Origin of the sequence: Rhodococcus spelaei (assembly GCF_006704125.1) — a bacterium.
Classification (GTDB): Bacteria; Actinomycetota; Actinomycetes; order Mycobacteriales; family Mycobacteriaceae; genus Rhodococcus_G; species Rhodococcus_G spelaei.
The window spans coordinates 241862-267925 of sequence record NZ_VIGH01000005.1 but is presented as its reverse complement, the minus strand read 5'-3'; the positions used below and the strand labels follow the sequence as shown (position 1 = coordinate 267925).

The window sequence follows — 26064 nt, the reverse complement described above, 5'->3', positions numbered from 1 at the left end:
GCACCGTACAAGCATCGGGAGCAGTGTCAGGTCAAGTGGCTGATTTTCAGCCCCGGGTGGAAGCGGATCGGGTGGGCCGGCCGCGGTCAGTCCCGCGGCCAGCTCACGCCCTGGCGCTGCTCGATCTCCTCGTTCAGCTTCCGCAGCAGCGCCACCAGGTCCCGGCGGTCCCGCTCGTCCCACTCCGCGACGAGTGCGTCGATCCCGTCGACGTTGCGCTGCCGGTCCGACTGCAGCACCCGGAGCCCCTCGGCGGTGGGGCGAAGCTTGCGTGCCGTGCCACCGTCCGGGTCCGCGATGCGTTCGGCCAAGCCTTGGCGCAGCAGGGCCGCGGTCTGCCGATTCACCGTCGACACGTCGAGCCCGAAGGCGTCGGCGAGATCCTTCAGCGTCATCGGCTCACTGAGTTCGAGCCTGCCGAGCAGTAGGTAGGCCGAACGGTCCAGATCCTGACCGACCACCCGGTTCTTGTTGACCAGCGCCGTGTGGCGGGCCAACAAGACGATCTCGCGCTCGAGCCGCCAGCTCGTACCGATCGGCCCCGACGCCGCTGGGTCCCTCTTGTCCGATTCCATCGCGGTCATTTTTGCATCACAGCGCCACCTCGGGGTGATGCGTCCCACTCCACATAACAATATGCATGTTGCATATTCTATGTACAGTGCATACGTGATCAAACAGCGCACTCAGCGCCTCGTCCTCCCGACCCTCGCCTTCACCGGCATCGTGGTGTCGCTGATGCAGACCCTCGTGGTCCCGCTCATTCACACGCTCCCCGACCTGCTGCACACCTCGACGTCCACGGCCTCCTGGGTGGTCACGTCGACCCTGCTGGCGGCCGCAATCGTCACCCCCGTCGCGGGCCGGCTCGGCGACATGTTCGGCAAGCGCCGGATGATCCTGATCTCCATGGGCCTACTGGTGACCGGTTCGGTCGTGTGCGCGCTCAGCAGCTCGGTGGCGCCGGTCCTGATCGGTCGGGTCCTGCAGGGCGCGGCCACCGGCGTGATCCCGCTCGGAATCAGCATCCTGCGCGACGAACTGCCCCGCGAGCGGGTCGCGAGCGCGATCTCCGTGATGAGCGCGACCATGGGTGTCGGCGGCGCCGTCGGCATGCCGCTCGCGGCGTGGACCGCGCAGAACTACAGCTGGCACGTGCTGTTCTGGACCGCAGCCGGCCTCGGCGCGGTCGCCGCGGTCGCACTCGCGGTGGTCCTCCCCGAGTCCTCGGTCCGCAGTCCCGGGCGGTTCGACTACTTCGGCGCGGTCGGGCTGGCGGTCGGCCTGGTCGCGCTGCTGATGCCGTTGACCAAGGGCGCCCAGTGGGGCTGGACCAGCCCCCTCACGCTCGGCCTGTTCGCGGCGTCGGTGGTGGTCTTCGCGGTGTGGGGTGCCGTCGAACTGCGCACCGCCGAGCCGCTGGTGGACCTGCGCACCTCCGCGTCACCGACGGTCCTGCTGACCAACGTCGCCTCGATCCTGGCCGGATTCGCCATGTACGCAACGTCGTTGACTGTGCCGCAGCTGCTGCAGTCACCGGTCGAGACCGGCTACGGCCTCGGTCAGACGATGGTCGTCGCCGGACTGTGCATGGCCCCGGCCGGCGTGGTGATGATGCTGCTCTCGCCGGTGTCTGCCCGGATCACCGGCCGCTACGGCCCCCGCGTGACGCTGATGGTCGGCACTGCCGTCATCACCGCGGGCTACCTCATCGGCGCATTCGCGATGAGCGCGATCTGGCAGATCGCACTGGTGTCCACGGTCATCGGCGCGGGCATCGGCATCTCGTACGCAGCGATGCCGGCCCTGATCATGAGCGCGGTTCCCCTGCACGAGACCGGGGCAGCCAACGGCCTGAATTCACTGATGCGCTCGGTCGGCACCTCGTTCGCGGCGGCGGTCATGACGGTCGTGCTCACCAACATGACCAAGCCGTTCGGGCCGGCCGAGGTACCCACCCACGCGGCATTCGTGACGACCTTCCTGATCGGCGCGGGGGCTGCGCTCCTGGCCCTGCTGGTCGCGTACTTCATCCCCCGCCGTGTGCCGGCGCCGGTCGCGGTCGGAGCCGACACCGACGCCGGGGAACTCACACCCGCACGGGTTTAACGACCGCTCCAGCGCGGCGCGCGCCGTTCGAAGAACGCGTCGATGCCCTCGCGCATGTCGGCAGAGGAGGTCACCGTCCGCTTCGCCCGGTCGGTGACCTCCCAGCCGAACGCATCCTCGTCCGCGGTGAGTTCGTTCACCGCCCGCAGGCTCTCGCGCACCGAGGTCGGCGACGACGCACAGATCTTCGCCGCCATCGCCAGCGCCGCATCCAAGGCTCCGCCCGGTGTCGTCACCTCGTTGACGACACCGAGGTCGAACGCGCGCTGCGCGGTCAGGGTGTTTCCGGTGATCAGTAGTTCGCGGGCGATGTTGAGCGGCAGCGCTCGCGGGGCACGGAAGAGCGCGCCCGAGGTCGCGACCAGTCCGCGCAGCGACTCGGGCAGTCCGAAGACCGCGTTGCCCGCCGCGACGATCAGGTCGCAGGCAAGGGCGATCTCGAACCCGCCGCCGAACGCCTGCCCCTCCACCGCCGCGATCAGTGGAGTCTGCCGCTGACGCCGGATGATGCCGTACTCCCCGCCGCGCGGGGTGAGCTCACCGGAGCCCTCCTTGATGTCGGTGCCCGCACAGAACACGGTGGGCGTGCCCGTGAGCACTCCCACCCAGAGGTCCGGATCGTCGTCGAGTCGGTTGAGCGCAGCGTCGATCCCGGCCGCCATCGCCGCGTTGATCGCGTTGCGCTTGTCCTCGCGCTCGAGATGGACGACGAGCACCGAACCCCGGACCTCTTGACGTACCTGCACTGCGAATTCCTTTCCCTGCGTCCCGGTTGTTCATCGGCGAGGCTACGGTGAAGACCCACATGCGCGATCGGGCGCACGCGGCGCATTACGCCTTCACCCACTTCTATCCGTCGACGGAGCGGAGGGACACGTGACGCTCTACGGCATCGACATCTCCAACCACCAGCCCGGTCTCGTACTGTCCGAGGTCAGAGCCGAGGGCTTCGACTTCGTGTTCGCCAAGGTCTCCGAGGGCGCCGGCTACCGGGACCCGACCTGGCCGGGGTTCCGGGACGCGGCGCGGGCGAACGGGCTGATCCTGGCCGGCTACCACTACGTGACGCTCGACGACCCAGCCGCGCAGGCCCGCACGTTCGTCGACCATCTGGGTGACGCGACGGTCCCCGCGATGCTCGACTTCGAGGCGAACTCCGGTGGCATCGACAACTTCTGGGCCGTGGTCGATGCGGTCAACGCACTCGGTGTCCCGATCGCGTTGTCGTACATCCCGCACTGGTACTGGCAGCAGATCGGCTCGCCCGACCTGTCTCAGGTGCCCGGATTGATCGCCTCGCACTACGTCGGCGGCTCCGGTTACGCCAGCGACCTGTACCCGGGCGACCAGTCTGACTTCTGGGCCGGCTACGGCGGCAAGTCCGTCGACATCCTGCAGTTCACCAGTTCCGCGCTCGTCGCCGGTCAGTCGGTGGATGCCGACGCCTTCCGCGGCACCCGCGAACAACTCGTCACCCTGCTCTCACCGACCACGCCACAACCGGGAGGCGACATGACGCCTGCACAGGCACAGCAACTCACCGACATCTGGACCCAACTCCTCGGGCCGGACGGCAAGGGTTGGCCGCAACTCGGCGGCCGGACCCTCGTCGATGCCTGCGCGGTGATCCTGACCCAGCTGACCGGGTCCGACCCGGCCGCGTTCAACGGGTGGCCACAGACCGGAAATCGCACGGACACCGACCTTCTCGCCGCCATTGCGGCCGCCCTCAAGGTCCAGGGCACCTCCGACACCAAGGCCTGAAACCTACAAACCCCTCCGCCGGATCGGTCCCGCCCCTACGATGGGGCCGTGGCCACCGGCAGCGTCGGGCGGGCCGCGTGCGGTGCCCGACGAAGCGAAGTCACCGGCACATTCGCCCGTTCGGGGCGCGTACCGGGTCACCCCGTGGTGCGCGGTTGCGGCGTCGCCGTCGCCCTCGTGCTCGCGTCGTCGACCGTGGTGGCCTGTTCGATGCGCGGCGACTCGACACCGGAGCAGGTGACGCTCAGCAGCGCCGTCTCGGACGAACAATTCCCCTGGACCGAGCAGCTGCTGCCCCCGCAGATTCCGACGCTCGTCCCGCCCGGCCCCCCGGACACCGCCCTCCCGGTCGACGGCGACCCGGTTCGCGTCCCCGGCGACCGGGCGGGGCTGTACGGCGGCAGCCCCGAACGGCCACTGTGCGACCGGCAGAAACTCGTCGCCGGACTCCAACAGGATCCGACCAAGCTCGCGGCGTGGTCGAGGGTCTTCAGCATCGAGGACGTGCCCACCTTCGTCCGCGGCCTGACACCGGTGCTGCTGCGAGCCGACACCCGGGTGACGAGCTACGGATACGACGACGGGAGCGCCGATCGGTCGCAGGCCGTGCTCGAGGCCGGGACCATCGTCCTGATCGACGACCACGGCGTCCCCCGGGTCCGCTGCACGCGTGGCAGTCCCCTCGAGGCCCCCGACACCGCGGAGCCGAACCCCCAGGCCATGCCCTGGCCGGGCTTCGATCCCACTCGAGTCATGGTGGTGCGGCCCGCGGAGTCGCCGATGACCGAGGTTTCCGTGGTGAACGTCGCGACCGGGGCGCTGACGCCGGTCCCGGTCGGGGTCGGCCCGCAACAACCCGCGGAACCTGCGGCCCCACCGCCGGCCGCGCCGCCGGCCGCGAGGCAGGCCGCACCACAACCCGAAGCGCCTCCGATAGTGGCAGCACAGCGAGTACCGGTGGCCCCGGCCCCGCCGCCACCACCTCAGGTCGCGCCGCCCCCGCCGCCACCACCACCGCCGCCCGCGCCCGAACCGCCACCCGCACCCGTGGTCGTCGCGCCGCCTCCGCCGCCGCCACCACCACCACCTCAGGTTCGGGTGGAGATCCCGGGACTGCCGCCGTTGGTCATCCCGATACCGGGCTGACGTCGACGGCCGCTAGGACAGCACCTCGACGAGCGTCGTCTCGGAGTCACCGATCATGTACTTCTCGATTGCGTCCAGGTTCTTGCGCCAGAACTCCTGTGCGGCGGTCGCGTCGCCGTCGCGCATCAGGCCGAGCAGCTTCAGGTAGGCCCGGTGCGCGGCCCGGGAGGCGGGCCGCTCGTTCGACCCGCCGTGCGCTGCGAGGAAGAGCGCGTTGTGGGCATCGATGATGTGCACCAGCATGCCTGCGAGCACCGCGAGGGTCTGGTTGCCCGCGAGGTCGATCAGCGCCTGGTGCACGTCGACGTCGTGACGGGCGAAGGCCGCGGCGTCGTCCACCAGGTCCTCGCCGGCGGCGATCAGCGAAGCAAAGGTGTCCAGTTCGTCACCCTGGTGTCCCGCGGCGAGCATCCCGACCGCGGTGACCTCCAGCGAGGCCCGCGCCCGGTAGACGTCGACGAGCGGGACGCCCTGGTACTGCAGCAGCAGTCCCGTGTACCGCGCGGCGCCCGAGGCGTCCGGCGCGAGAACCCGCGCCCCACCGTGTGCGCCACGCAGAACCGTGATGATCGACTCGGACTCGAGGATCCGGAAGGCCTCGCGCAGCGTCGGCCTCGACACCCCGAACTGCTCCATGAGGGTGGCCTCGTTGGGCAGCGGGTCGCCGACCTCGAGTTCACCGGTGATGATCCGCCTGCGCAGGCTGGCGGCGACCAGCTCGCCCGCCTTCGGCACCCGAACCACCGACGATTTCGCACCCGCTGCCACTGTCACCCCTCGCTGAATTAGAGTCGGGCACGTCCTGACCTGGCCCGACGACCCCTAACCGTACAAGAGTTAACCGATTTCGCGGCCACCAGGCGGGTAACCCGGGTCCGCGCCGTGCACTCAGCGCTTCCTGGTCGCGTACCAGTCGATGAGCTCCGGTGCGTCGATCGCTGTCCGGTCGACGATCTTGTCGGGGTCGGCACCCTGGAACAGCCTCTTGATCGGCACCTCGAGCTTCTTGCCGGTCCGGGTGTGAGGCACGCCGGGCGCTGCGATGATCTCATCGGGCACATGACGCGGAGAGGCCTGCTCGCGGATGACCGCGCGGATCCGATCGCGCAGCGCGTCGTCGAGCACCGCACCGTCGGCGAGGACCACGAACAACGGCATCCAGTAGCCCCCGTCCGGTTGTTCCGCGCCGATCACCAGCGCCTCGGCGACCTCGTCGAGTGCCTCGACGGCCTGGTAGATGTCGGCGCTGCCCATCCTGATGCCGTTGCGGTTGAGCGTCGAGTCTGAGCGCCCGTGCACCTGGACACTGCCGCGCTCGGTGAGGGTGATCCAGTCCCCGTGCCGCCACACACCGGGATAGGTGTCGAAGTAGGCGTCGCGGTACCGCGCCCCGTCCGGGTCGTTCCAGAACCGCACCGGCATCGACGGCATCGGCCGGGTGACCACCAACTCGCCGACCTCACCTCGCACCGGATTGCCGAACTCGTCGTAGCTGTCGAGTGCGACGCCGAGACACGGCGCCGACAGCTCGCCCGGCCAGACCGGGACTGTTCGCGCCCCGCCCACGAACGCGGACACCACGTCGGTGCCCCCGCTGATCGAGACCACCGGAACACCGACGTTCTCCGCCACCCACAGCGAGGACGAGGCGGGCAGCGTCGAGCCGGTGATCCCGACCGCTCGTAGCGCGGTCAGGTCGTGGTCGCTGCTCGGGACCGCGCCCGCCTTCGCGCAGGCCAGCACGTAGCCGGGACTGGTGCCGAGCACAGTGGCCCGGTGCCGAGCGGCCAGGCCCCACAGCGAATCGGTCGCCGGGTAGGACGGACTGCCGTCGTAGCAGACGATCGTCGCACCCACGAGTAGCCCGGCGACCTGGAAGTTCCACATCATCCAGCTCGGGCTGGTGTACCAGAACAGGGTGTCGGTGGGACCGACGTCCATCTGCAGGGCCAGCGACTTGAGGTGTTCGAGCACGACCCCGCCGTGGCCGTGCACGATGCCCTTCGGCAGGCCCGTGGTGCCGGACGAGAACACCACCCAGAGCGGGTGGTCGAACTCGACGTCGACTGGTTCGAGCGGCGCGTCGCCCCCGACGGCCTCCTCCCAGCACATCACCGTCCCGGGTGTGGGTCCGTCCGGCAGCGGTCCGGTCGGCGGCGCGTCGGCCCCGAGTCGCTCCACCCGGACGGTCAGCGTCAACGTCGGTAGCCCGGCCCGCAACTGGGCCACCTCGAGGTCCCGCGAATGAGTCTTGCCGCCGAACCGGTAGCCGTCGGCGGCGATCAGCACCGTCGGCTCGAGCTGGCCGAGCCGGTCCAGCGCCGCATGCGCGGAGTAGTCCTGCCCGCACGCAGCCCAGATCGCGCCGACACTCGCGACAGCCAGGAAGGCCGTGACGGTCTCGGGGATGTTCGGCAGGTACCCGACCACCCGATCACCCGGACCTACCCCGTGCGAACGCAGCGTCGCCGCCAACGCCCCGACCTGCCGTCGCAATTCGGCCCACGACACCTCGGTGTCGTGGGCGGGGTCCTCGCCGGAATACCGAATGGCTGGGCGATGCCGGGTCTGGTGCCGGAATGCCTGCGTCACGTAATTCGTGCGGACGCCGGGAAACCACTGCGCCCCGGGCATCGTCTCGACCTGCAGCGCGGTGCCGACAGGGGTCGTCGACTGCACCTCGAAGTACTCCCACACGCCGAGCCAGAAGTCGTCGAGGTCCTCGACAGACCACTGCCACAGCGTGTGGTAGTCGGGCACGCTGACCCCGAACCGACCCTCGACCCAGGACGCGAAGTCCGTGATCCGGGCTCCCTCGACGTCCTCGTCCGTCGGCACCCACTGCGGCTGTAGCGATCCCATGTGGTCCATTCTCCCCGGGGAGTCGGAGTATCGCCGACCTCGGTCGGTCAGTCGGCCGGCATCGGCCCCAGCTCTTCGGTCGCCCGCGTCGGTCACGACTTCGGCACCCGGATGATCAACGCATCACCCTGACCACCGCCACCACACAACGCCGCCGCGCCCACACCACCGCCACGACGACCCAGCTCCAACGCCAGATGCAACGCAATCCGCGCACCCGACATCCCCAACGGATGCCCGATCGCGATCGCCCCACCGTTCACGTTCACCTTCGACGCATCGAGGCCGAGCTCCACGGTCGAGGCGATCCCCACAGCCGCGAACGCCTCGTTGATCTCCACCAGATCCAGATCCCTCGGATCGATACCCTCACGCGCACACGCCTTCGCGATCGCCCGCGCCGGCTGCGACTGCAACGTCGAATCCGGCCCGGCCACCACACCGTGCGCACCGATCTCCGCGATCCACGACAGGCCGAGCTCCTCCGCCTTCGCCTTGCTCATCACCACCACCGCCGCCGCCCCGTCCGAGATCTGCGACGCCGACCCCGCCGTCACCGTCCCGTCCTTGGAGAACGCCGGACGCAGCGCGCCCAACGACTCGACCGTGGTGTCCGCGCGGATACCCTCGTCCTGCGCGAACACCACCGGCTCACCCCGCCGCTGCGGAATCGACACCGGCACCACCTCCGCCTCGAACAACCCGTCCTTCCACGCCCGCGCCGCATTCTGATGCGACGCCGCCGAGAACGCGTCCTGCTCCTGACGACTGATCCGCTGACCCTCACCCTGATTGGCCTGCTCGGTCAGATTGCCCATCGGCTGATCGGTGAAGATGTCATGCAACCCGTCGTACGCCATGTGATCACGCAACGTCACATCCCCGTACTTGAAACCCTCCCGCGACTTCTCGAGCATGTGCGGCGCCCGCGACATCGACTCCTGACCACCGGCCACCACCACGTCGAACTCACCCGCCCGGATCAGCTGATCCGCCAACGCGATCGCGTCGATCCCCGACAGACACACCTTGTTGATCGACAACGCCGGCACATCCATCGGAATACCGGCGGCGACCGCGGCCTGACGGGCGGGCATCTGGCCCGCACCCGCGGTGAGCACCTGACCCATGATCACGTACTGCACCTGCTCCGGCGCCACCCCGGCCTTCTCCAACGCACCCGCGATCGCGACACCACCGAGGTCCGACCCCGAGAAATCCTTGAGCGATCCGAGCAGCCGACCCACGGGGGTACGGGCTCCGGCGACGATGACAGAACTGGACTCAGACATTGATCTCCCTCGATTCGTTCACAATGACGGCGGTGTCCGTGTACCGGACCGACGCACGATGGCCTCGGCGTGCCGGAGCACCGGGGCGTCCACCATCTTTCCCTCGAACGCGAACACCCCGCGCTGATCGGACACTGCAGCGAGTACCCTTCGCGCCCACTCGATCTCGTCCTCGTTCGGCTCGTAGGCCGCCCAGATCACCGCGACCTGACTCGGATGGATCGCCACCTTCGCGTCGAACCCGACCGCCACCGCGTCCTCGGACTCCTCCCGCAGTCCGTCCAAGTCCTTGATGTCGAGGTACACCGAGTCGAGCGCGAACAGGCCGTGCGCCTTCGCCGCGAGCAGTGACGCGGACCGAACATGCCGTGCGACGTCGCGGTACGAACCGTCAGCCCGCCGGCTGGCGTTGCCACCGAGCGCCGCCACCAGGTCCTCGGCGCCCCACATCACGCCGATCGCGTTGGCGACCTCGGCGGACTCGGCGACGGTCAGCGCGCCCCGCGGCGATTCGATCAGCGCGATCACCTCGCGGGGCGCGAGCGAGCGCACCTGCTCGGCCGATTCGCATTTCGGCAGCATCACTCGCGGGTACTTCGTCTTCGACAGTGCCGCGAGGTCGAGCGCCTGGTCGTCGGTGCCCGCCGCATTGATCCGGACGACGGTGCGTTCCGGGTCGAGCGGGGTGTCCACCAGCGCCCGCCGGGCCGCCTCCTTGTCGGCAGGGGCGACGCCGTCCTCGAGGTCCAGGATGACGACGTCCGCGGCGGCCGCGGCCTTCGCAAACCGCTCCGGCCGGTCCGCCGGGCAGAACAGCCAGGCAGGACCGGGCGGTGTCCAGGGAGCGGAAGATGCCGGACTCATGTCAATCCCCTTCCGTCACAGGACGCTTGCGCACCAATGTCTTGCGGACCGCGGTCGCGACGACGTCGCCGTGCTGGTTGCGCCCGGTGTGGGCGAACGTCACGATGCCCTCTCCCGGCCGGGACCTCGACTCGCGCTTGTCGGTGATCACGGTCTCCGCGTACAGGGTGTCGCCGTGGAACAGCGGCTTCGGGAACGCGATCTCGGAGAACCCGAGGTTCCCCACGATGGTGCCCTGCGTGAGCTGGGCGACCGAGAGCCCGACGAGGGTGGAGAGCGTGAACATCGAGTTCACCAGGCGGGCGTTGAACGGCGGCAAGGCATCACTGAACGCGGCGTCGAGATGCAGTGCCTGCGTGTTCATCGTCAGCGTCGTGAACAGGACGTTGTCCGCCTCGGTCACGGTACGGCCGGGGCGGTGTTCGTAGACGACGCCGGTCTCGAACTCCTCGAACCAGAGTCCGCGCTGGACAACGCGTCTGGGAGACTCCTGAGCGCTCACAGCCCCGCCTCGCGCGCGATCAGCATCAACTGCACCTCGGTGGTGCCCTCGCCGATCTCGAGGATCTTGCTGTCCCGGTAGTGTCGCGCCACCGGGTACTCGTTCATGAAGCCGTATCCGCCGAAGATCTGCGTGGCGTCGCGTGCGTTGTCCATCGCCGCCTCGCTGGCCACCAGCTTGGCGATCGACGCCTGCTTCTTGAAGGGCTTGCCCGCCAACATGAGTGCGGCCGCGTCGTAGTACGCGGTGCGGGCGACGTGCGCGCGCACCTCCATCCGGGCAATCTTGAACGCGATGGCCTGGTTGGCGCCGATCGGCTTGCCGAATGCCTCGCGTTCCTTCGCGTACTTGACGGATTCGTCCACGCAGCCCTGGGCGGCGCCGACGGACAAGGCGGCGATGGCGATCCGCCCCTCGTCGAGGATGCGGAGGAAGTTCGCGTAGCCGCGACCGCGCTCGCCGAGCAGGTTCTCCCGCGGCACCCGCACGTCCTGGAACGTCAGCGGGTGCGTGTCGGAGGCGTTCCAACCGACCTTGTTGTAGGCGGGCTCGGCGGTGAATCCCGGTGTGCTGGTGGGCACCAGGATCGTCGAAATCTCCTTCTTACCGTTGTCGGCGACGCCGGTGACCGCGGTGACGGTCACCAGCTTGGTGATGTCCGTGCCGGAGTTGGTGATGAACTGCTTGTTGCCGTTGATCACCCAGTCCTCACCGTCCTCGCGGGCTGTGGTCCGGGTGCCGCCGGCGTCGCTGCCCGCGCCGGGTTCGGTCAAACCGAAGGCGGCCAACGACTTTCCGCTCGTCAGCTGCGGCAGCCACTCCTGCTTCTGCGCCTCGTTGCCGAACCGGTAGATCGGCATCGCGCCGAGCGAGACGCCGGCCTCGAGCGTGATGGCCACGGACTGGTCCACCTTGCCGAGCTCCTCGAGCGCCAGGCACAGCGCGAAGTAGTCCCCGCCCTGGCCGCCGTACTCCTCCGGGAACGGCAGGCCGAACAGTCCGAGGTCGGCCATCCCGTCGATCACCTGGTACGGGAAGGTGTGGTTGGCGTCGTGCTCGGCGGCGACCGGCGCGACCACCGTCTGCGCGAAGTCGCGGACAGTCTTTGCCAGCTGCTGGTACTCGTCGGGCAGCTCGCCGGTGGAGAGGTAGTCGGTCATGCCTGGTCACCCTTCTCGTTGTCTTCAATGCTGGTGGGAATCACGCGGGCGAGCAGTTGCTCCACCTTGACCTGGTCACCGGCGACGACGAACACCTCGACGGTGCCGTCGATCGGTGCGGTGAGTGCGTGTTCCATCTTCATGGCCTCGACCACCACGATCGTGGTGCCCGCGGTGACGGTGTCGCCGGACTGTGCGCCGACTGCGATGACGGCGCCGGGCATGGGGCTCGTCAGTTCCGCCTCACCGGCGTGCGTGTCACCGGTGCGGACGTTGACCTCCGCGACCTCGCGCACCATCGCGGTGCCCGACGACGACGCCAACCACAGGTGCCCGTCGTGGTCGGCCACCCGGTACGTCTCGTGCCGCCCGTCGACCGCGACACGCAGCACATCGCCGTCCAACGATGCTGTCAGGCTGCGGGGTTCACCGTCCTCGAGTGCAGCGGTCGCGGCGTCGGGTCGGCCTGTGATCCGCACGTGCTCGGCACGTGCGGCGGTCGCGAGCCGGATGCTCGTCGGTGCGGCGCCACCGACTCGCCATCCGGTCGGCACCGACCACGGGTCGGACGGCCCCTGCGGCCATCGGGTGAGCCAGCGGTAGGCACCGGCGGCGACGAACTGGTCGTCGGTGGCGTCGGGGGCGACGTAGTCGTCGAGCCGCCGGTCGAGCAGGCCGGTGTCGAGGTTGCCCGCCACCACGTCGGGATCGGCGAGTAGGAAGCGGACGAAGTCGATGTTGGTGACCACACCGAGCACGGCCGTCTCGGCGAGGGCGCGGTCCAGCGACCGCAGCGCCGACGCGCGGTCCGGGCCGTGCGCGATCACCTTCGAGAGCATGGGGTCGTAGTCGCTGCCGACCACCGTGCCCACCCGCAGGCCCGAATCGACCCGCACGCCACGCCCGGTCGCTTCGACCAGGTCGACGACGGTGCCGCCGGTGGGCAGGAAGCCGCGGGCCGGGTCCTCGGCGTACACCCGGGCCTCGATGGCGTGGCCGGTCATGGTGATGTCGGCCTGGTTCAGTGTCAGCTTCTCCCCCGCCGCGACCCGCACCTGCCACTCCACCAGATCGATGCCGGTGACCATCTCGGTGACCGGGTGCTCGACCTGCAGTCGGGTGTTCATCTCCATGAAGAAGAACTCGTCCGGGCTGTCCGCGGAGACGATGAACTCCACCGTGCCGGCGCCCGAGTAGTCGACGCTCCGAGCGGTGTTGGAGGCGGCCTCGCCGATGCGAGCGCGGGTGGCCTCGTCCAGCAGTGGCGACGGCGCCTCCTCGATCACCTTCTGGTGCCGACGCTGCAGGCTGCACTCGCGCTCGCCGAGGTGCACCACGTTGCCGTGGTTGTCGGCGAGAACCTGCACCTCGATGTGCCTGGGGCGCAACACGAACCGTTCGAGGAAGAGGGTGTCGTCACCGAACGCGGACGCGGCCTCACGGCGGGCGCTGGCCAGCGCGTCGGCGAGCTTGCCCGGCTCCTCGACCATCCGCATGCCCTTGCCGCCGCCGCCCGCCGACGGCTTGACGAGCACCGGGTAGCCGATGTCCTCCGCTGCGGCGATCAGTTCGGCGTCGGTCAGACCGGGCCGTGCGATGCCGGGGACCACCGGGACGTCGAACGCGGCGACAGCGTTCTTGGCGGTGATCTTGTCACCCATCACCTCGATGGCTCGCACAGACGGTCCGAGGAACGCGATGCCGGCCTTGTCGAGCGCGGCAGCGAAAGCGGCGTTCTCCGACAGGAATCCGTAGCCGGGGTGCACGGCCTGCGCACCGGTCCGGCGGGCCGCGTCGACGACCTTGTCGATGTCGAGGTAGCTCTCGCGGGCCGCCGCCGGTCCGAGCAGGACAGCGACGTCGGCCTCCCGGACGTGGCGCGCCCCCGCGTCGGCCTCGCTGTAGACGGCGACGGAACGGATGCCCATTGCCTTGAGGGTGCGGATGACGCGTACCGCGATCTCGCCGCGGTTGGCCACCAGGACGGTGTGGAATTCGGTCATGTCACTCACATCCGGAAGACGCCGTAGGAAACCGGCTCGATCGGCGCCTGAGCGCACACCGAAAGTGCCAGTCCGAGAACAGTTCTGGTATCCGCAGGATCGATGATTCCATCGTCCCACAGTCGGGCGGTCGAATAGTAGGGGTTGCCCTGAGCCTCGTACTGGGCACGAATCGCGTCCGGATCGTTGTCCGATCCGACGGTGCCCAGCACGGACGCCGCCTGCTCGCCGCCCATCACCGAGATGCGCGCGTTCGGCCACATCCACAGGAAGCGGGGTGAGTACGCCCGGCCGCACATCGAGTAGTTCCCCGCGCCGTACGAGCCGCCGATGACCACGGTCAGCTTCGGCACCCGAGCGCACGCGACGGCGGTGACCATCTTCGCGCCGTGCTTGGCGATACCGCCGGCCTCGTAGTCGCGGCCGACCATGAAACCGGCGATGTTCTGCAGGAACACCAGCGGGATGCTGCGCTTGTCGCACAGTTCGATGAAGTGCGCGCCCTTCATGGCGGATTCTGCGAACAGGACCCCGTTGTTGGCGATGATGCCGACCGGGTGGCCGTGGATGTGCGCGAAACCGGTGACCAGGGTCTTGCCGTACTCGGCCTTGAACTCCTGGAACGCAGCCCCACCGGCGGAGCCCGGATCCTCGACACCGTCGACTACCCGATCGATCACCTCGTGCACGTCGTACGGTGTGCGCGGGTCGGTCGGGACGACGTCGTACAGCTCGGACTGATCGGCGACCGGGTCCACCGTTTCCAGCACGTCCCACGGCCGCTCGGTGCGCGGACCGAGGGTGGCGACGATGTTCCGCACGATCCGCAGCGCGTCCTGGTCGTCCTCCGCAAGGTGGTCGGTGACGCCGGAGACCTTCGAGTGCAGGTCGCCGCCGCCGAGCTCCTCCGCGGTGACGACCTCGCCCGTCGCCGCCTTCACCAGCGGCGGACCGCCGAGGAAGATGGTGCCCTGGTTGCGCACGATGACGGCCTCGTCGCTCATCGCGGGCACGTACGCGCCGCCTGCGGTACAGGACCCCATCACCGACGCGATCTGCGCAATTCCCTTGGCGCTCAGGTTCGCCTGGTTGTAGAAGATGCGCCCGAAGTGCTCGCGGTCGGGAAACACCTCGTCCTGCCGGGGCAGGAAGGCGCCGCCCGAGTCGACGAGATAGATGCACGGCAGGTTGTTCTGCAGCGCGATCTCCTGCGCCCGCAGGTGCTTCTTGACCGTCATCGGGTAGTAGGTGCCGCCCTTGACGGTGGCGTCGTTGGCGACGATCACGCATTCCCGGCCGGACACCCGCCCGATGCCGGCGATCATGCCCGCGCCGGGGCACTCGTCGTCGTAGAGGCCGTTCGCCGCCAGTGGCGAGAACTCGAGGAACGGACTGCCCGGATCGAGCAGTGTGTTCACCCGGTCGCGCGGGAGCAACTTGCCGCGGTCGACGTGTCGCTGCCGGGACCGCTCGCTGCCGCCGAGCGCTGCCGTCGCGAGTCGCTCACGCAACTCCTTCACCAGCCGCTCGTGTTCGGCCCTGTTCAGATCCCCGTCGAAGCTCATCGCGCCGCCTGTCTGGTCCAGTTCGGTTAACTGTCGATAACCGAATTCAAGATAACTGTGCTTAACTGAGTTGTCCAGACCCGCAGAGAAGAGGAGGTTTCACCGTGACGGAGAGCCGTCCGGCCCACACACGACGAAGCCAGGCGAAGGCCGACCGGCGCCGTCAACTCCTGCAGGCCGCCGCTCGGCTGATCGCCGAGCGCGGGTTCGCCGGCGTCCGACTCGAGGACCTCGGATCCGCCGTCGGCATCAGCGGCCCCGCCGTCTACCGGCACTTCCCCAACAAGGACGCGCTACTCGTCGAACTGCTCGTCGACATCAGTCGCCGACTGCTCGAGGGCGGCACCGAGGTGGTCGACGCCGCACCGTCACCCGAGGAAGCACTCGCCGGACTCGTCGAATTCCACCTCGACTTCGCACTCGGCGAGCCGGACCTCATTCGGGTCCAGGACCGCGACCTCGAGTCGCTGCCACCCGTCGAACGGCGTCAGGTCCGCCAGTTCCAGCGGCGATACGTCGAGATCTGGGTGCAAGTGCTGCAGAAGGTCGACCCCGCCCTCGACGAGACCGACGCCCGAATCAAGGCGCACGCGACGTTCGGCCTGATCAACTCGACCCCACACAGCGCGAGCCGGACCTCGGCCGCACGGACGCGCACGATTCTGCGGCAGATGACCACCGCCGCCCTCGCGCCGGGAGTCTGAGCCGCACCTCCGCACAGCATTTCGGGAAGGATCAGCCCCGTGTACCGGGGCTGATCCTTCCCAAAACGACCGTCACCGGGACCCGAGCCGCAGGCAAGCCACAGGTGCGGTCGCGACGCGGATATCGTCTGGCGCATGACCGTCGCGAAATCCGTCGCCCTGTTCGTCGTCGCGGCACTCTTCGAGATCGGTGGCGCCTGGCTGGTCTGGCAGGGCATTCGCGAGCATCGCGGCTGGCTCTGGGTGGGGCTGGGGATCGTCGCCCTCGGCGCATACGGCTTCGTCGCCACGCTGCAACCCGATGCGAACTTCGGCCGAATCCTGGCCGCCTACGGCGGAGTCTTCGTCGCGGGTTCGCTGATCTGGGGAATGGCGATGGACGGCTTCCGCCCGGACCGCTGGGACGTCGCGGGCGCGTTGCTCTGTCTCGTCGGCGTTGCGGTCATCATGTACGCGCCCCGCTGAGACCGCCACTCAGGACTGCGGCTCAGGCCGACCGCGGCCGGCGCGCCATCGCGACCGCGAGGGCCAGCGCGAGCGCCGCGGCGAACCACAACCCGGACAACCCGATCCCGCGGTGCACGGCCGCGCCGACCACGACGCCGAGTACCAGTCCGAGCCACAGCACCGCGAATCGCACCCATCCCCAACGCGGTCCGCCGGTCAGTGCCGCACCGATCGCCTGGCCCAGCTTCACCAGCGTCCCGGTCATGTACGTCAGGCTGATCGAGGCCTGCTCGCTCCGCTCGAACACCGTGTTCTCGGCACCCATCGCCAGCGCCAGCGACGCGACGACGACCTGGGTCGGGGCGAACGAGTGGGTGACCGCAGCGACACCCAGCAGCGCCGCCACCAGGGAAAGCACCGCGGGTCTGCGCCACCTGCCTGCACGGTGCCCGAGCAGCGAACCGCACACCACCCCGAGTACGAACAGTCCGATCACGGCGGCGCCCACCGCAGCCGGGTGGCCCGCGCCGTCCACGGCCGCGACCGCGGCGCGCGTCGAGTTGCCGCTCATGAAGGAGACGAAGAACCCGCCGAGGACGATGAAGCCCATCGCGTCCACGTATCCGGCGAGTGCGGCGAGGAGCACGGCGAAGGTTGCCGTGCTCCGCCCTGCGCCGACGATCATCGATTCAGTTTCCCAGCCGTGACCGTCGTTGGGCGGTATCTGGGCGGATCGGACCGGCGAGCCATGTCACTTCCGACCCGGTTGCGCGGGCAACGTCCTGCCGATTCGGTTAGACGGCCGCGGCACTGCGCTCAGACCGACACGGGCAGACAGACCTCGAGCGCGGCCCCGGTGGCCGCGATCACGTCGTCGACGGTGACCCCCGGCGCGAGTTCCCGCAGGGCCAGCACACCGCCCGGAACGACGTCGATGACCGCCAGGTTGGCGATGATCCGGTCGACCACGCCCTGACCGGTGAGTGGCAGGGTGCATGCGTCGACGATCTTCGGGTTGCCGTCGCGGTCGGCGTGTTCCATGACCACGATGACGCGACCGGCGCCGTGCACGAGATCCATCGCGCCGCCCATGCCCTTGACCATCTTGCCGGGAACCATCCAGTTCGCCAGGTCTCCGTCCGTGGAGACCTGCATGCCACCGAGCACGGCCGTGTCGATGTGCCCGCCGCGGATCATCCCGAACGATGTCGCCGAATCGAAGTATGCCGCACCAGGATTGACGGTGACCGTCTCCTTGCCCGCGTTGATCAGATCCGAGTCGACTGCGTCCGCGGTCGGGTAGGGGCCGGTGCCGAGGATCCCGTTCTCCGAGTGCAGGGTCACCCGGACGTCGTCACCGAGGAAGCCGGGAATGAGCGTGGGCAGCCCGATTCCCAGGTTGACGTACTCGCCGTCGATCATCTCCGCGGCCGCGCGGGCCGCCATCTGGTCGCGGGTCCATCCGGTTGCGTTCGTCATCGTGCCGATCCTTCCGACGTGCTCACTGTCCGCTTCTCGATCCGCTTGGCCTGCGGTCCGGTGTCGACGATGCGCTGGACGAAGATCCCGGGCAGGTGCACCTGCCCTCGGGGTCGCCTCCGCGGGGTTGGTGATCCTCTCCCACCTCTCCGACAGAGAGGTGGGAGAGTATCTGGCCCGGACGGACTTGGTCGGCGAGTGGGGCGCCGACCATGCCCGACCGGGTCTCGAGGACCGCATCGCGGCGACCCGACTCACCGGGTACGCCGTCAACCCGGCCCTGCTCGTCGAGGCAGCTGGGGCATGGGCGCCGCCGTCCTCGACGGTTCCGGATCCCCCGCCTGGGCCCTGAGCATCACGGGGGTGGAGAGCCGCTTCCCCGAGAGCCGTCGGGCCGAACTCGGCGAGTTGCTGCTCAGGCAGGCGCACCGACTCTCCCAGCGGCTGACCCGCTCGCGCGGCTAGGCGTGCACGATCACGCCGCGAATGTTCTTGCCGTCCCGCAGGTCCTGGTACCCCTGGTTGACGTCCTCGAGCCGGTACCGGGTGGTGACCAACTCGTCCAGCTTGAGCTGTCCCGCGTCGTAGAGCCGCAGCAGCTTGACGATGTCGTACTGCGGATTCATGGAGCCGAACAGCGTGCCCTTGATGGTCTTCTGATTCAGCGTCAGGTCGCAGCCCGACACGTGCACGGTGAGCTTCGCCGGATCGGCGAGTCCGGTGATGACGACGGTGCCGCCCTTGCCGATCACCGCCGTCGCCGCCGAGACGACCTCCTCGTCGACGGTGCCGACCAGGATCAGCGCCGCGTCGGCGCCCTGGCCCCAGGTGAGCTCGTTGACCTTCTCCGCGGCGCTCGCCGCATCCGCAAACGCATGCGTGGCACCGAACTTCAGTGCCTGCTCGCGCTTCATCGCGACCGGGTCGACCACCACGACGTACTTGCAGCCGGCGCTGACCGCGCCCTGGACTGCGTTGATGCCGAGGCCGCCGATGCCGTAGATCACCGCAGTGTCGCCCGCGCGCAGATTGCCCGCGTTGACAGCGGTCCCCCACCCGGACGGAACCCCGCACCCGACCAGCACGGCGGTCTCGAGCGGCAGCCAGTCGTCCACCTTGACCACCGAGTGCTGCGAGATGGTCGCCCGCTCGGAGAAGGTTCCGAGCATGCACATCGCACCGAAATCCCTTCCCGCGCCATGGAATCGGAAGGTGCCGTCGGGCATCGTGCCCTCCAGGATGGTCGCGCCCATGTCGCACAGGTTCTGACGGCCGGTCGAGCAGTAACGGCAGGTGCCGCAGTTCGGGATGAAGCTGCACACCACGTGGTCGCCCGGCTTGACCTTCGTGACGCCGGGACCGACCTCCTCGATGATCCCGGAGCCCTCGTGCCCGCCGACGATCGGATAGCGCGGCGGCAGGTCCCCGTCGGTCAGGTGTAGGTCGGAGTGACACAGTCCGGCGGCGGTGTACTTGATCAGCACCTCACCCGGTCCGGGGCCGTCGAGATCGAGTTCCATCAGTTCGAACGGCTTTCCGGCCTCGAGAAGTACTGCGGCAGTGGTCTTCATGTAGATCTCCTTCGTCGGAACGGTCGGGTCAGAGAGCGACGTTGACGGCTTTGGTGATGGTGTAGGCGTCGAGCCCCGCCGCCCCCAGCTCGCGGCCCCAGCCCGACTGCTTGTAGCCGCCGAACGGCATCGCGGTGTCGAAGCCGTTGTACTGGTTGATCCACACCGATCCGGCCTTGATCTGCCGGGCGGTCCGGTGTGCCTTGGAGATGTCCTTGGTCCAGATGCCCGCGGCGAGACCGTAGATCGAATCGTTCGCGGCGGCGGCGACTCCTGCCTCTGCGTTGAACGGAAGCGCCGCGACGACGGGACCGAAGATCTCCTCGCGCACGATCGAGAACTCCGGCTTGACGTCCACGAAGACGGTCGGCTCGACGAAGTAGCCGGTGTCGCCCCACCGCTTGCCGCCGGTGAGCGCGCGCGCCCCGTCGGCCAGGCCCGCGGCGAGGTAGCCGGTGACCTTGTCGAACTGCTCTTGGGAGACCAGTGGGCCGAGCTGGGTGGTCGGGTCCAGACCCGGTCCGATCTTCACCTGGCCGGCCGCGTCCGCGACGGCCTGAGTGAACTCGTCGAAGATCTTGTCCTCCACGAAGAGTCGGGTCCCGGCGACGCAGCATTGGCCGTGGTTGAACAGCCAGGCGTTGAGCGAACCCTCCACTGCGGCGTCGAAGTCGGCATCCGCGAAGACGATGTTCGGGCTCTTACCGCCGAGCTCGAGCGAGACCTTCTTGAGGTTGCCCTTGGCGGCGTCGACGATCTTCTTTCCCACCTCGGTGGACCCGGTGAAGGCAATCTTGTCGACGTCCTCGTGCGCCGACAGGGCAGCGCCGGCGTCACCGAAGCCGCTGACGATGTTCACGACGCCGGCGGGGAAGCCGGCCTCCTGGAACACCTCTCCGAGCAGCAGAGCCGTCAGCGGGGTCTGCTCGGCGGGCTTGAGGATCACGGTGTTGCCGGCGGCGAGGGCGGGCGCCAGCTTCCACGAGGCCATCAGCAGCGGGAAGTTCCACGGCACGATCAGTCCGCACACGCCGACCGGCTCGCGCAGTGTGTAGGCGTGGAACTGGGCATCCGGGGCGAACGGCATCGACACGTTGACCGTGCTGCCCTCGATCTTGGTGGCCCACCCGGCGTAGTAGCGGAAAACGTCAGCGGCCCAGGCGACGTCGACCGCGGAGGCGATACCGGCCGACTTGCCGTTGTCGAGAGCCTCGAGCTGACCGAACTCCTCTGCGCGCTCGGACAGGATGTCGCCCACCCGCCAGAGCAGCCGCTCGCGCTGGTTGGGCTTCATCGACGGCCACGGGCCGTTGTCGAAGGCCTGCCGGGCGGCGCGCACGGCGCGGTCGACGTCCTCGGACTGCCCGTGGGCCACCTCGGTGAGCGGATTCCCGGTGGCGGGATCACAGGTGACGAAGGTGCGACCCGAGGCCGCCGAGGTCCATTCTCCCCCGATCAGGAGCTTCTTGGGGCCCCCTCCCAGAAACCCCTGAACCCCTGCGGTGAGCGGAAAGTCGGCGATCGCTGTCATCGGAACTCCTTACGAGCAGACGGTGTGATGCACGCCATACTTCGCGTGTTCCGGAGGGGCTAACTGTGCAAGGTTCGGACAGTCCGACGACGCGCACTCACACCGTGATCTCGAGCGCCCGGATCCGGGCGTACAGGGTGCTGCGACTGATCCCGAGCTGCTCCGCGGCATGCACCTTGTTGCCGCCGCACTCGGTGAGCGCGTCGACGATCGCCTGTCGTTCGGCGCGCTCGCGGCCGGCGAGCCGGGCGACCCGACCCGGGCTGCGATACCGGTCCGGCAAGTCCGCCACGGTAATTCGACTGCCCGCACACGATCGCGCGGCCTTGGTCAGCACCACCCGAAGCTCGGTGAGGTTGCCCGGCCACTGCGCCGCGGTCAGCGCCTCGAGCGCTGTCGCGCTCAACCTCACTCCCGGCATGATCTCGTCGAGCATGGCGCGGGCGATCTCCGGGAGCTCGGCGCGGCGCTGGCGCAGCGGCGGCAGGACGAGCCGTTCCGGACACCGCGACACCAACGCAGCGATCGGGGCCGCCAGGTCGGCCTCCGGCCCACTGGTCAGCAGGATCCGGGGATCACCACTCGCGATCGCCTCCGCCACGAGCGGATGTACGGGCTCGGGCAGCAGCTGGACCTGATCGATCACGACGACCGCATCGGACCGTCGCAGGCTCCGGGCCACGTCGCGGCTCCAGGACTCGATGCCCTGCACAGCAATTCGGGTGGCGTCGTGCCGGTGCACCATGCTCGTCCCCGCGACATCGCGCACGGCCGTGCTGCGGCCCGACCCGGGTTCGCCGCAGATCACCAGCGCATCGCGGCTGTCGCGAAGCCGCTCGAGTTCGGTACGGACACGATCCGCGGCGGGCGAACTCGTCCGAGCGGTCCCGCGACGAATCGGCGTGGCCGGCCTGCGCACCGGCTGCACGAGAAACAGCGTCCCGCCGTCGGTGCCGGCGATCCGGTCTGCGCGCACCTGCGCACGTTCCCCGGACGCGAGTTCGAGTTCGACGGTGCGGGACTGGTCAGGCCTCAGGTCGGTCGCCAGCCCGCGCAGCGCGGCGTGGTCGGCCACATCCAGCAGGTCCAACGCGGCCCGGTTGCTGAGCAGGATGTCCTCCCCGATCGCGGTGACCGCGACCTGCCGCTGCGGCGACACCCGCTGAAAGGCGTCGACCAGCCGTTGTTCCGAGGCCCTCGCACCCTCGAGCAGCCGCCGTTCGATGTCCGCTGCGGCCCGCTGCAGGAACGGCGCGAACAGTGAGTTCGCCTGCGGAGCGATACACGTCAGGTCGAGGATGCCCTCGACCCGGTGGGTGACCGGATGGATGATCGGATGCCCGTAGCAGCTCAAACCCTTGAACTGCTCCAGGAAGTGCTCCTCACCGTTGATCACGACACCCCGTCGCACCTCCAGCGGCGTCCCGAGCGCATTGGTCCCCGCCCGGTCCTCACCGAACCGCGACCCGAGCACCGCACCGAGCCGCTCCATGTGCCGCTCGACGGCGCGGTTGTCGAACACCCGCGCGACGATCCGACAGTCGGGGTCGGCGAGCAGCACGCAGAGTTCGGTGCCCGCGATCTGGACACCCACCTCGTCCAGGACCGGGCGGGCGGCCCGCAGCAGTCTGCCCGACAGGTCGAGGTCGTCTGCCGGCGAGGCGTCGAATCCTCGGCCGGGGTCGACGCCGCTGAGCTGCGACCGCTTCCAGGACAGGGCGATCTCGGGCCGGACCGCGTCCCGACCGCCTGGCTCCTCGCTCGTCATCGCGCGCTCCGCCTATGCCTGGCCGATCAACTCGAGCGACTGCTCGCGCATCTCGATCTTGCGGACCTTGCCGGTCACCGTCATCGGGAACTCGTCGACCACGTGCACGTACCGCGGGATCTTGTAGCCCGCGAGTTTTCCGGTGCAGAACGCGCGCACCGAGTCGGCGTCGAGTTCGTCGGCGCCCTCGCGCATCCGGATCCACACCATCAGTTCCTCGCCGTACTTCGCGTCCGGCACGCCGATCACCTGGGCGTCGAGGATGTCCGGGTGCGAGTAGAGGAACTCCTCGATCTCACGGGGGTAGATGTTCTCGCCGCCGCGGATGACCATGTCCTTGATCCGGCCGGTGATCGCGACGTAGCCGTCGGCGTCCATCACCCCGATGTCGCCGGTGTGCATCCAGCGCGCCCCGTCGACCGCCTCGGCGGTCTTCTCCGGGTTGTTCCAGTAGCCGAGCATCACCGAGTAGCCGCGGGTGCAGAGTTCACCCGGCTCGCCGCGCGGGACCGTCAACCCTGTTGCCGGGTCGACGATCTTGACCTCGAGGTGGGGTCCGACCCGGCCGACGGTGGACACCCTCTGGTCGATGGTGTCGTCGGAGCGGGTCTGCAGGGACACCGGCGAGGTCTCGGTCATGCCGTAGCAGATCGACACCTCTGCCATTCCCATCTGCTCGATGACCTGCTTCATCACCTCGACCGGGCACGGCGATCCGGCCATGATCCCGGTACGCAGGCTGGTCAGGTCGTAACTCGCGAAGTCCGGGTCGGCGAGTTCGGCGATGAACATCGTCGGCACCCCGTACAGCGAGGTGCAACGCTCGGCCTGTACCGCCTCGAGCGTGGCTTTCGGCTCGAACGCGGGCGCCGGGATCACCATGGCCGCACCGTGACTGGTGCACGCGAGGTTCCCCATCACCATGCCGAAGCAGTGGTAGAACGGCACCGGAATGCACACCCGGTCCTCGTGCGTGTAGTGGCAGAGTTCGCCCACGAAGTACCCGTTGTTGAGGATGTTGTGGTGGCTGAGGGTGGCACCCTTCGGGAATCCCGTTGTGCCCGAGGTGTACTGGATGTTGATCGGGTCGTCGGCGGAGAGTGCCGCCTGCGCCGCGGACAGCGCCGAGGGGTCCGCCGCATGCGCGGCGGCGCCGTCGGCGAGCAGCCCTGCCCAGTCCTCGCCGCCGAGCAGGACCACCGACTCTAGATCGGGGCAGTTCGGCCGAACCTCCTCGATCATCGCGGCGTAGTCCGACGTCTTGAAGCTCGCCGCGGACACCAGCATTCGGATACCGGCCTGCTCGAGCACATACTTCAGCTCGTGCGAGCGGTACGCCGGATTGATGTTGACCAGGATCACGCCGATCTTCGCGGTCGCGTACTGCACCAATGTCCATTCGGGACAGTTCGGCGCCCAGATGCCGACCCGGTCGCCCTTCGCCAGCCCGCGCCGGAGCAGCCCGGCGGCGAGGCCGTCCACCGCGGTACCGAACTCGCCGTAGGTCCACCGGCGCCCGGTCGAGTGGTCGACGAGCGCGTCCCGGTCCCGGTGCGCTGCGACGGTGCGGTCGAGGTTGTCCCCGATGGTGTCGCCCAACATGGGGGCGTCCCACACGCCCGAGGTGTAACTGGGCAGCGACCCGGTCATCGTCAGTCCTCTCCTGCACCCTGCCGGCAGCGAGCCGGGTGACTCAGTTTCGAAGCTACTCGCATGCATGTGATCCACGACATACTCGGACGCCCAGGGTGTCTGTAACTGTCCGAGATGCGGACACCCCGCCCGTACGGGCATCGCAGGACTGCAAGGAAGGGTAGTGACGTAGATCACGTCGACGCCACCCCCGGAAGGGGGTGGGTGACCGGGAGGTCGGTGTGGTCCAGCTCCTCAGTCGAGTCGGCTCGACAATGCCATCGCGTCGAACGGCGCGAACCCCTTCACGTCGTTGTCGAAGTAGACGAACACGTCGAACCCGTCGCCGGTCCAGCCTCGGATCTTCGCGGCCCACGCGTCCAGCGCCGCCGCGGTGTAACCGCTCGTGTACAACTCGATGTCGCCGTGCAGTCGCGCGTACACGAAGTCGGCTGTCGGTTCCTCGATGCGCGGATAGCGTCCCGCGGTGTCCGCGAGGACGAGCGCCACGCCGTACTCACGCGCGATCGACACCGATTCCGGCACAGCGAAACTGGCGCTCCGCACTTCGAGCGCGTGGCGCAGCGGACGATCGACGTCGGTGCCGACATGGACGAGGTCGTCGGCCAGTTTGTCGTCGCGGTGCTGCGCGAGAACGCTCGCCGCGGTGGTGGTCTGCGGCAGCAGCGCGAGGAACGCGGCCAACCGGTCTGCGTCGAATCGCAGGTTCGGCGGCAACTGCCACAGGATCGGCCCTAGCTTGTCCCCCAACGCGAGCACGCCCGAGGCGAAGAAGTTCGCGAGCGCGGTCTCCACGCCGACCAAGCGCTTGACGTGGGTGATGTAGCGGCCGCCCTTGACCGCGAACACGAAACCGTGCGGTGTCTCGTCCCGCCATTTCGTGTAGCTCGACGGTTTCTGCAGCGCGTAGAACGACCCGTTGATCTCGATCGACGTCAGGCGTTCGGCAGCGTATGCCAGCTCCTTACGGTGCACGAGTCCGTCCGGGTAGAAGGCGCCGCGCCACCCCGGGTAGACCCACCCGGAGATGCCCACCCGGGCCTCCGCCATGTGCGGGAGTCTAGTTGGCGGGAAGCGAAGAGGTCCCGCGCAGAAGATCTGCGCGGGACCTTCGTCACGGCCTACCGACTACGTGATATCCCCTGCTCAGCGACCGGCGGCGCTGAGAATCTCCTGACGCAGCTCCGACCAGACCACCGCGTACGCGGTGCCGTCGGTGACCGAGTCCGCGAGCAGCTCCTGGTAGCGGGCCAGCCTCGGAACGTAGGCCGAGACGTCGTCGAACACGTCCGAGGCCCGGCGGTCCAGGTCTGCGAGCTTGCCGGCGTCCCCCGCCGCGTCGGCGAACTCGGCGTCGAGGGGCTCGAAGCGATCCACCACCTCGGCGAACAGGTCCTCGTCGATGGACACCCGCTCGGCGTCGAGCTGGTCGTCGAGCTCGGCGACGCCCGCCTCGGTCAGCGAGAACGCGCCGTCACCGGTGTCGGCGGCCCGTCCGGCGGCCACGAGCGCGTCGAGCGCGGCTTGCGCGGACGTCGCCGCGACTCCGAGCTGACGTGCGAGGACGTCTGCCGTCACGGCACCCTTCAGTCGCACCGACTGGAGCAGAGCCAGCTCGTCGACGTTGCCTGCGAAGGCCATTGC

General features: G+C 68.8%; 23 protein-coding genes and 2 pseudogenes. 6 read left to right on the top strand and 19 right to left on the bottom strand.

Translation table 11 applies throughout. The features are described from left to right. Positions 1-86 precede the first annotated feature (86 nt). Positions 87-575, bottom strand: a complete 489-nt coding sequence (locus FK531_RS13405; RefSeq protein ID WP_142100081.1) for a MarR family winged helix-turn-helix transcriptional regulator — start codon at positions 573-575, stop codon at positions 87-89. A 94-nt stretch (positions 576-669) separates the two neighbouring features. On the opposite strand from FK531_RS13405, the gene FK531_RS13400 reads away from it, so the two are divergent. Further along, on the top strand, positions 670-2109 hold the full coding sequence (locus FK531_RS13400) for an MFS transporter (protein ID WP_246098135.1): 1440 nt from the start codon (positions 670-672) through the stop codon (positions 2107-2109). Here FK531_RS13400 and FK531_RS13395 read toward each other — a convergent pair. Further along, complete coding sequence (locus FK531_RS13395) at positions 2106-2855, bottom strand: enoyl-CoA hydratase-related protein (RefSeq protein ID WP_142100077.1); 750 nt, start codon at positions 2853-2855, stop codon at positions 2106-2108. The two genes, FK531_RS13400 and FK531_RS13395, sit on opposite strands and share 4 nt — an antisense overlap. A 130-nt stretch (positions 2856-2985) precedes the next feature. On the opposite strand from FK531_RS13395, the gene FK531_RS13390 reads away from it, so the two are divergent. Then, positions 2986-3873 carry a glycoside hydrolase family 25 protein gene (locus FK531_RS13390; RefSeq protein WP_142100075.1) on the top strand — a complete coding sequence of 296 codons (888 nt, stop codon included), beginning with the start codon at positions 2986-2988 and terminating at the stop codon, positions 3871-3873. 48 nt (positions 3874-3921) lie between these two features. Continuing rightward, positions 3922-5019, top strand: a complete 1098-nt coding sequence (locus FK531_RS13385; protein WP_142100073.1) for a DUF6777 domain-containing protein — start codon at positions 3922-3924, stop codon at positions 5017-5019. Positions 5020-5031: 12 nt separating this feature from the next. Here FK531_RS13385 and FK531_RS13380 read toward each other — a convergent pair whose 3' ends face one another. From FK531_RS13380 to FK531_RS13345, 8 genes are all read right to left on the bottom strand, one after another. Then, positions 5032-5787, bottom strand: a complete 756-nt coding sequence (locus FK531_RS13380) for a FadR/GntR family transcriptional regulator (RefSeq protein ID WP_142100072.1) — start codon at positions 5785-5787, stop codon at positions 5032-5034. A gap of 120 nt (positions 5788-5907) precedes the next feature. Continuing rightward, positions 5908-7881: an acetoacetate--CoA ligase gene (locus FK531_RS13375; protein WP_435531052.1), complete on the bottom strand. Its 1974-nt coding sequence runs from the start codon at positions 7879-7881 to the stop codon at positions 5908-5910. Positions 7882-7973: 92 nt separating this feature from the next. Next, on the bottom strand, positions 7974-9173 hold the full coding sequence (locus FK531_RS13370; RefSeq protein WP_142100068.1) for an acetyl-CoA C-acetyltransferase: 1200 nt from the start codon (positions 9171-9173) through the stop codon (positions 7974-7976). 18 nt (positions 9174-9191) lie between these two features. Next, entirely contained in the window at positions 9192-10037 is an 846-nt protein-coding gene (locus FK531_RS13365) for an HpcH/HpaI aldolase/citrate lyase family protein (protein WP_142100066.1), read from the bottom strand. Position 10038: 1 nt separating this feature from the next. Beyond that, positions 10039-10539, bottom strand: a complete 501-nt coding sequence (locus tag FK531_RS13360) for a MaoC family dehydratase (protein WP_142100064.1) — start codon at positions 10537-10539, stop codon at positions 10039-10041. Further along, entirely contained in the window at positions 10536-11699 is a 1164-nt protein-coding gene (locus tag FK531_RS13355; RefSeq protein ID WP_142100062.1) for an acyl-CoA dehydrogenase family protein, read from the bottom strand. Before FK531_RS13355 ends, FK531_RS13360 begins: the two co-directional genes overlap by 4 nt. Continuing rightward, positions 11696-13702: an acetyl-CoA carboxylase biotin carboxylase subunit gene (locus FK531_RS13350; RefSeq protein ID WP_142100060.1), complete on the bottom strand. Its 2007-nt coding sequence runs from the start codon at positions 13700-13702 to the stop codon at positions 11696-11698. Before FK531_RS13350 ends, FK531_RS13355 begins: the two co-directional genes overlap by 4 nt. 5 nt (positions 13703-13707) lie before the next feature. Further along, positions 13708-15267, bottom strand: a complete 1560-nt coding sequence (locus FK531_RS13345; protein WP_142100058.1) for a carboxyl transferase domain-containing protein — start codon at positions 15265-15267, stop codon at positions 13708-13710. 104 nt (positions 15268-15371) lie between these two features. On the opposite strand from FK531_RS13345, the gene FK531_RS13340 reads away from it, so the two are divergent. After that, positions 15372-15971 carry an SACE_7040 family transcriptional regulator gene (locus tag FK531_RS13340; RefSeq protein ID WP_142100056.1) on the top strand — a complete coding sequence of 200 codons (600 nt, stop codon included), beginning with the start codon at positions 15372-15374 and terminating at the stop codon, positions 15969-15971. Between the two features lie 135 nt (positions 15972-16106). After that, on the top strand, positions 16107-16436 hold the full coding sequence (locus FK531_RS13335) for a YnfA family protein (RefSeq protein ID WP_142100054.1): 330 nt from the start codon (positions 16107-16109) through the stop codon (positions 16434-16436). Between the two features lie 22 nt (positions 16437-16458). On the opposite strand, the gene FK531_RS13330 is transcribed toward FK531_RS13335, so the two are convergent. From FK531_RS13330 to FK531_RS22700, 3 genes and pseudogenes are all read right to left on the bottom strand, one after another. Continuing rightward, on the bottom strand, positions 16459-17103 hold the full coding sequence (locus FK531_RS13330) for a YoaK family protein (RefSeq protein WP_142100052.1): 645 nt from the start codon (positions 17101-17103) through the stop codon (positions 16459-16461). A gap of 131 nt (positions 17104-17234) precedes the next feature. Beyond that, positions 17235-17897 carry a 3-oxoacid CoA-transferase subunit B gene (locus FK531_RS13325; protein ID WP_142100050.1) on the bottom strand — a complete coding sequence of 221 codons (663 nt, stop codon included), beginning with the start codon at positions 17895-17897 and terminating at the stop codon, positions 17235-17237. Next, a pseudogene (locus FK531_RS22700) lies at positions 17894-18001 on the bottom strand (succinyl-CoA--3-ketoacid-CoA transferase); the annotation flags it as partial. The pseudogene FK531_RS22700 and the gene FK531_RS13325, both read right to left, overlap by 4 nt. Before the next feature lie 2 nt (positions 18002-18003). On the opposite strand from FK531_RS22700, the pseudogene FK531_RS13315 reads away from it, so the two are divergent. After that, positions 18004-18362: pseudogene (locus tag FK531_RS13315) on the top strand (IclR family transcriptional regulator domain-containing protein); the annotation flags it as partial. On the opposite strand, the gene FK531_RS13310 reads toward FK531_RS13315, so the two are convergent. From FK531_RS13310 to FK531_RS13285, 6 genes are all read right to left on the bottom strand, one after another. Further along, entirely contained in the window at positions 18359-19468 is a 1110-nt protein-coding gene (locus FK531_RS13310; protein WP_142100048.1) for an NDMA-dependent alcohol dehydrogenase, read from the bottom strand. The pseudogene FK531_RS13315 and the gene FK531_RS13310 overlap by 4 nt on opposite strands. A gap of 28 nt (positions 19469-19496) precedes the next feature. Continuing rightward, positions 19497-20999, bottom strand: a complete 1503-nt coding sequence (locus FK531_RS13305; protein WP_142100046.1) for an aldehyde dehydrogenase family protein — start codon at positions 20997-20999, stop codon at positions 19497-19499. Positions 21000-21096: 97 nt separating this feature from the next. After that, positions 21097-22767, bottom strand: a complete 1671-nt coding sequence (locus FK531_RS13300; RefSeq protein ID WP_142100044.1) for a sigma-54-dependent Fis family transcriptional regulator — start codon at positions 22765-22767, stop codon at positions 21097-21099. A 12-nt stretch (positions 22768-22779) separates the two neighbouring features. Further along, complete coding sequence (locus FK531_RS13295) at positions 22780-24417, bottom strand: AMP-binding protein (protein ID WP_142100042.1); 1638 nt, start codon at positions 24415-24417, stop codon at positions 22780-22782. Between the two features lie 237 nt (positions 24418-24654). Continuing rightward, positions 24655-25470, bottom strand: a complete 816-nt coding sequence (locus tag FK531_RS13290) for a DUF72 domain-containing protein (RefSeq protein WP_142100040.1) — start codon at positions 25468-25470, stop codon at positions 24655-24657. A 96-nt stretch (positions 25471-25566) separates the two neighbouring features. Continuing rightward, a complete protein-coding gene (locus FK531_RS13285) occupies positions 25567-26061 on the bottom strand; it encodes a winged helix DNA-binding protein (RefSeq protein WP_142100038.1) in 495 nt (164 codons plus the stop codon). Positions 26062-26064 lie beyond the last annotated feature (3 nt).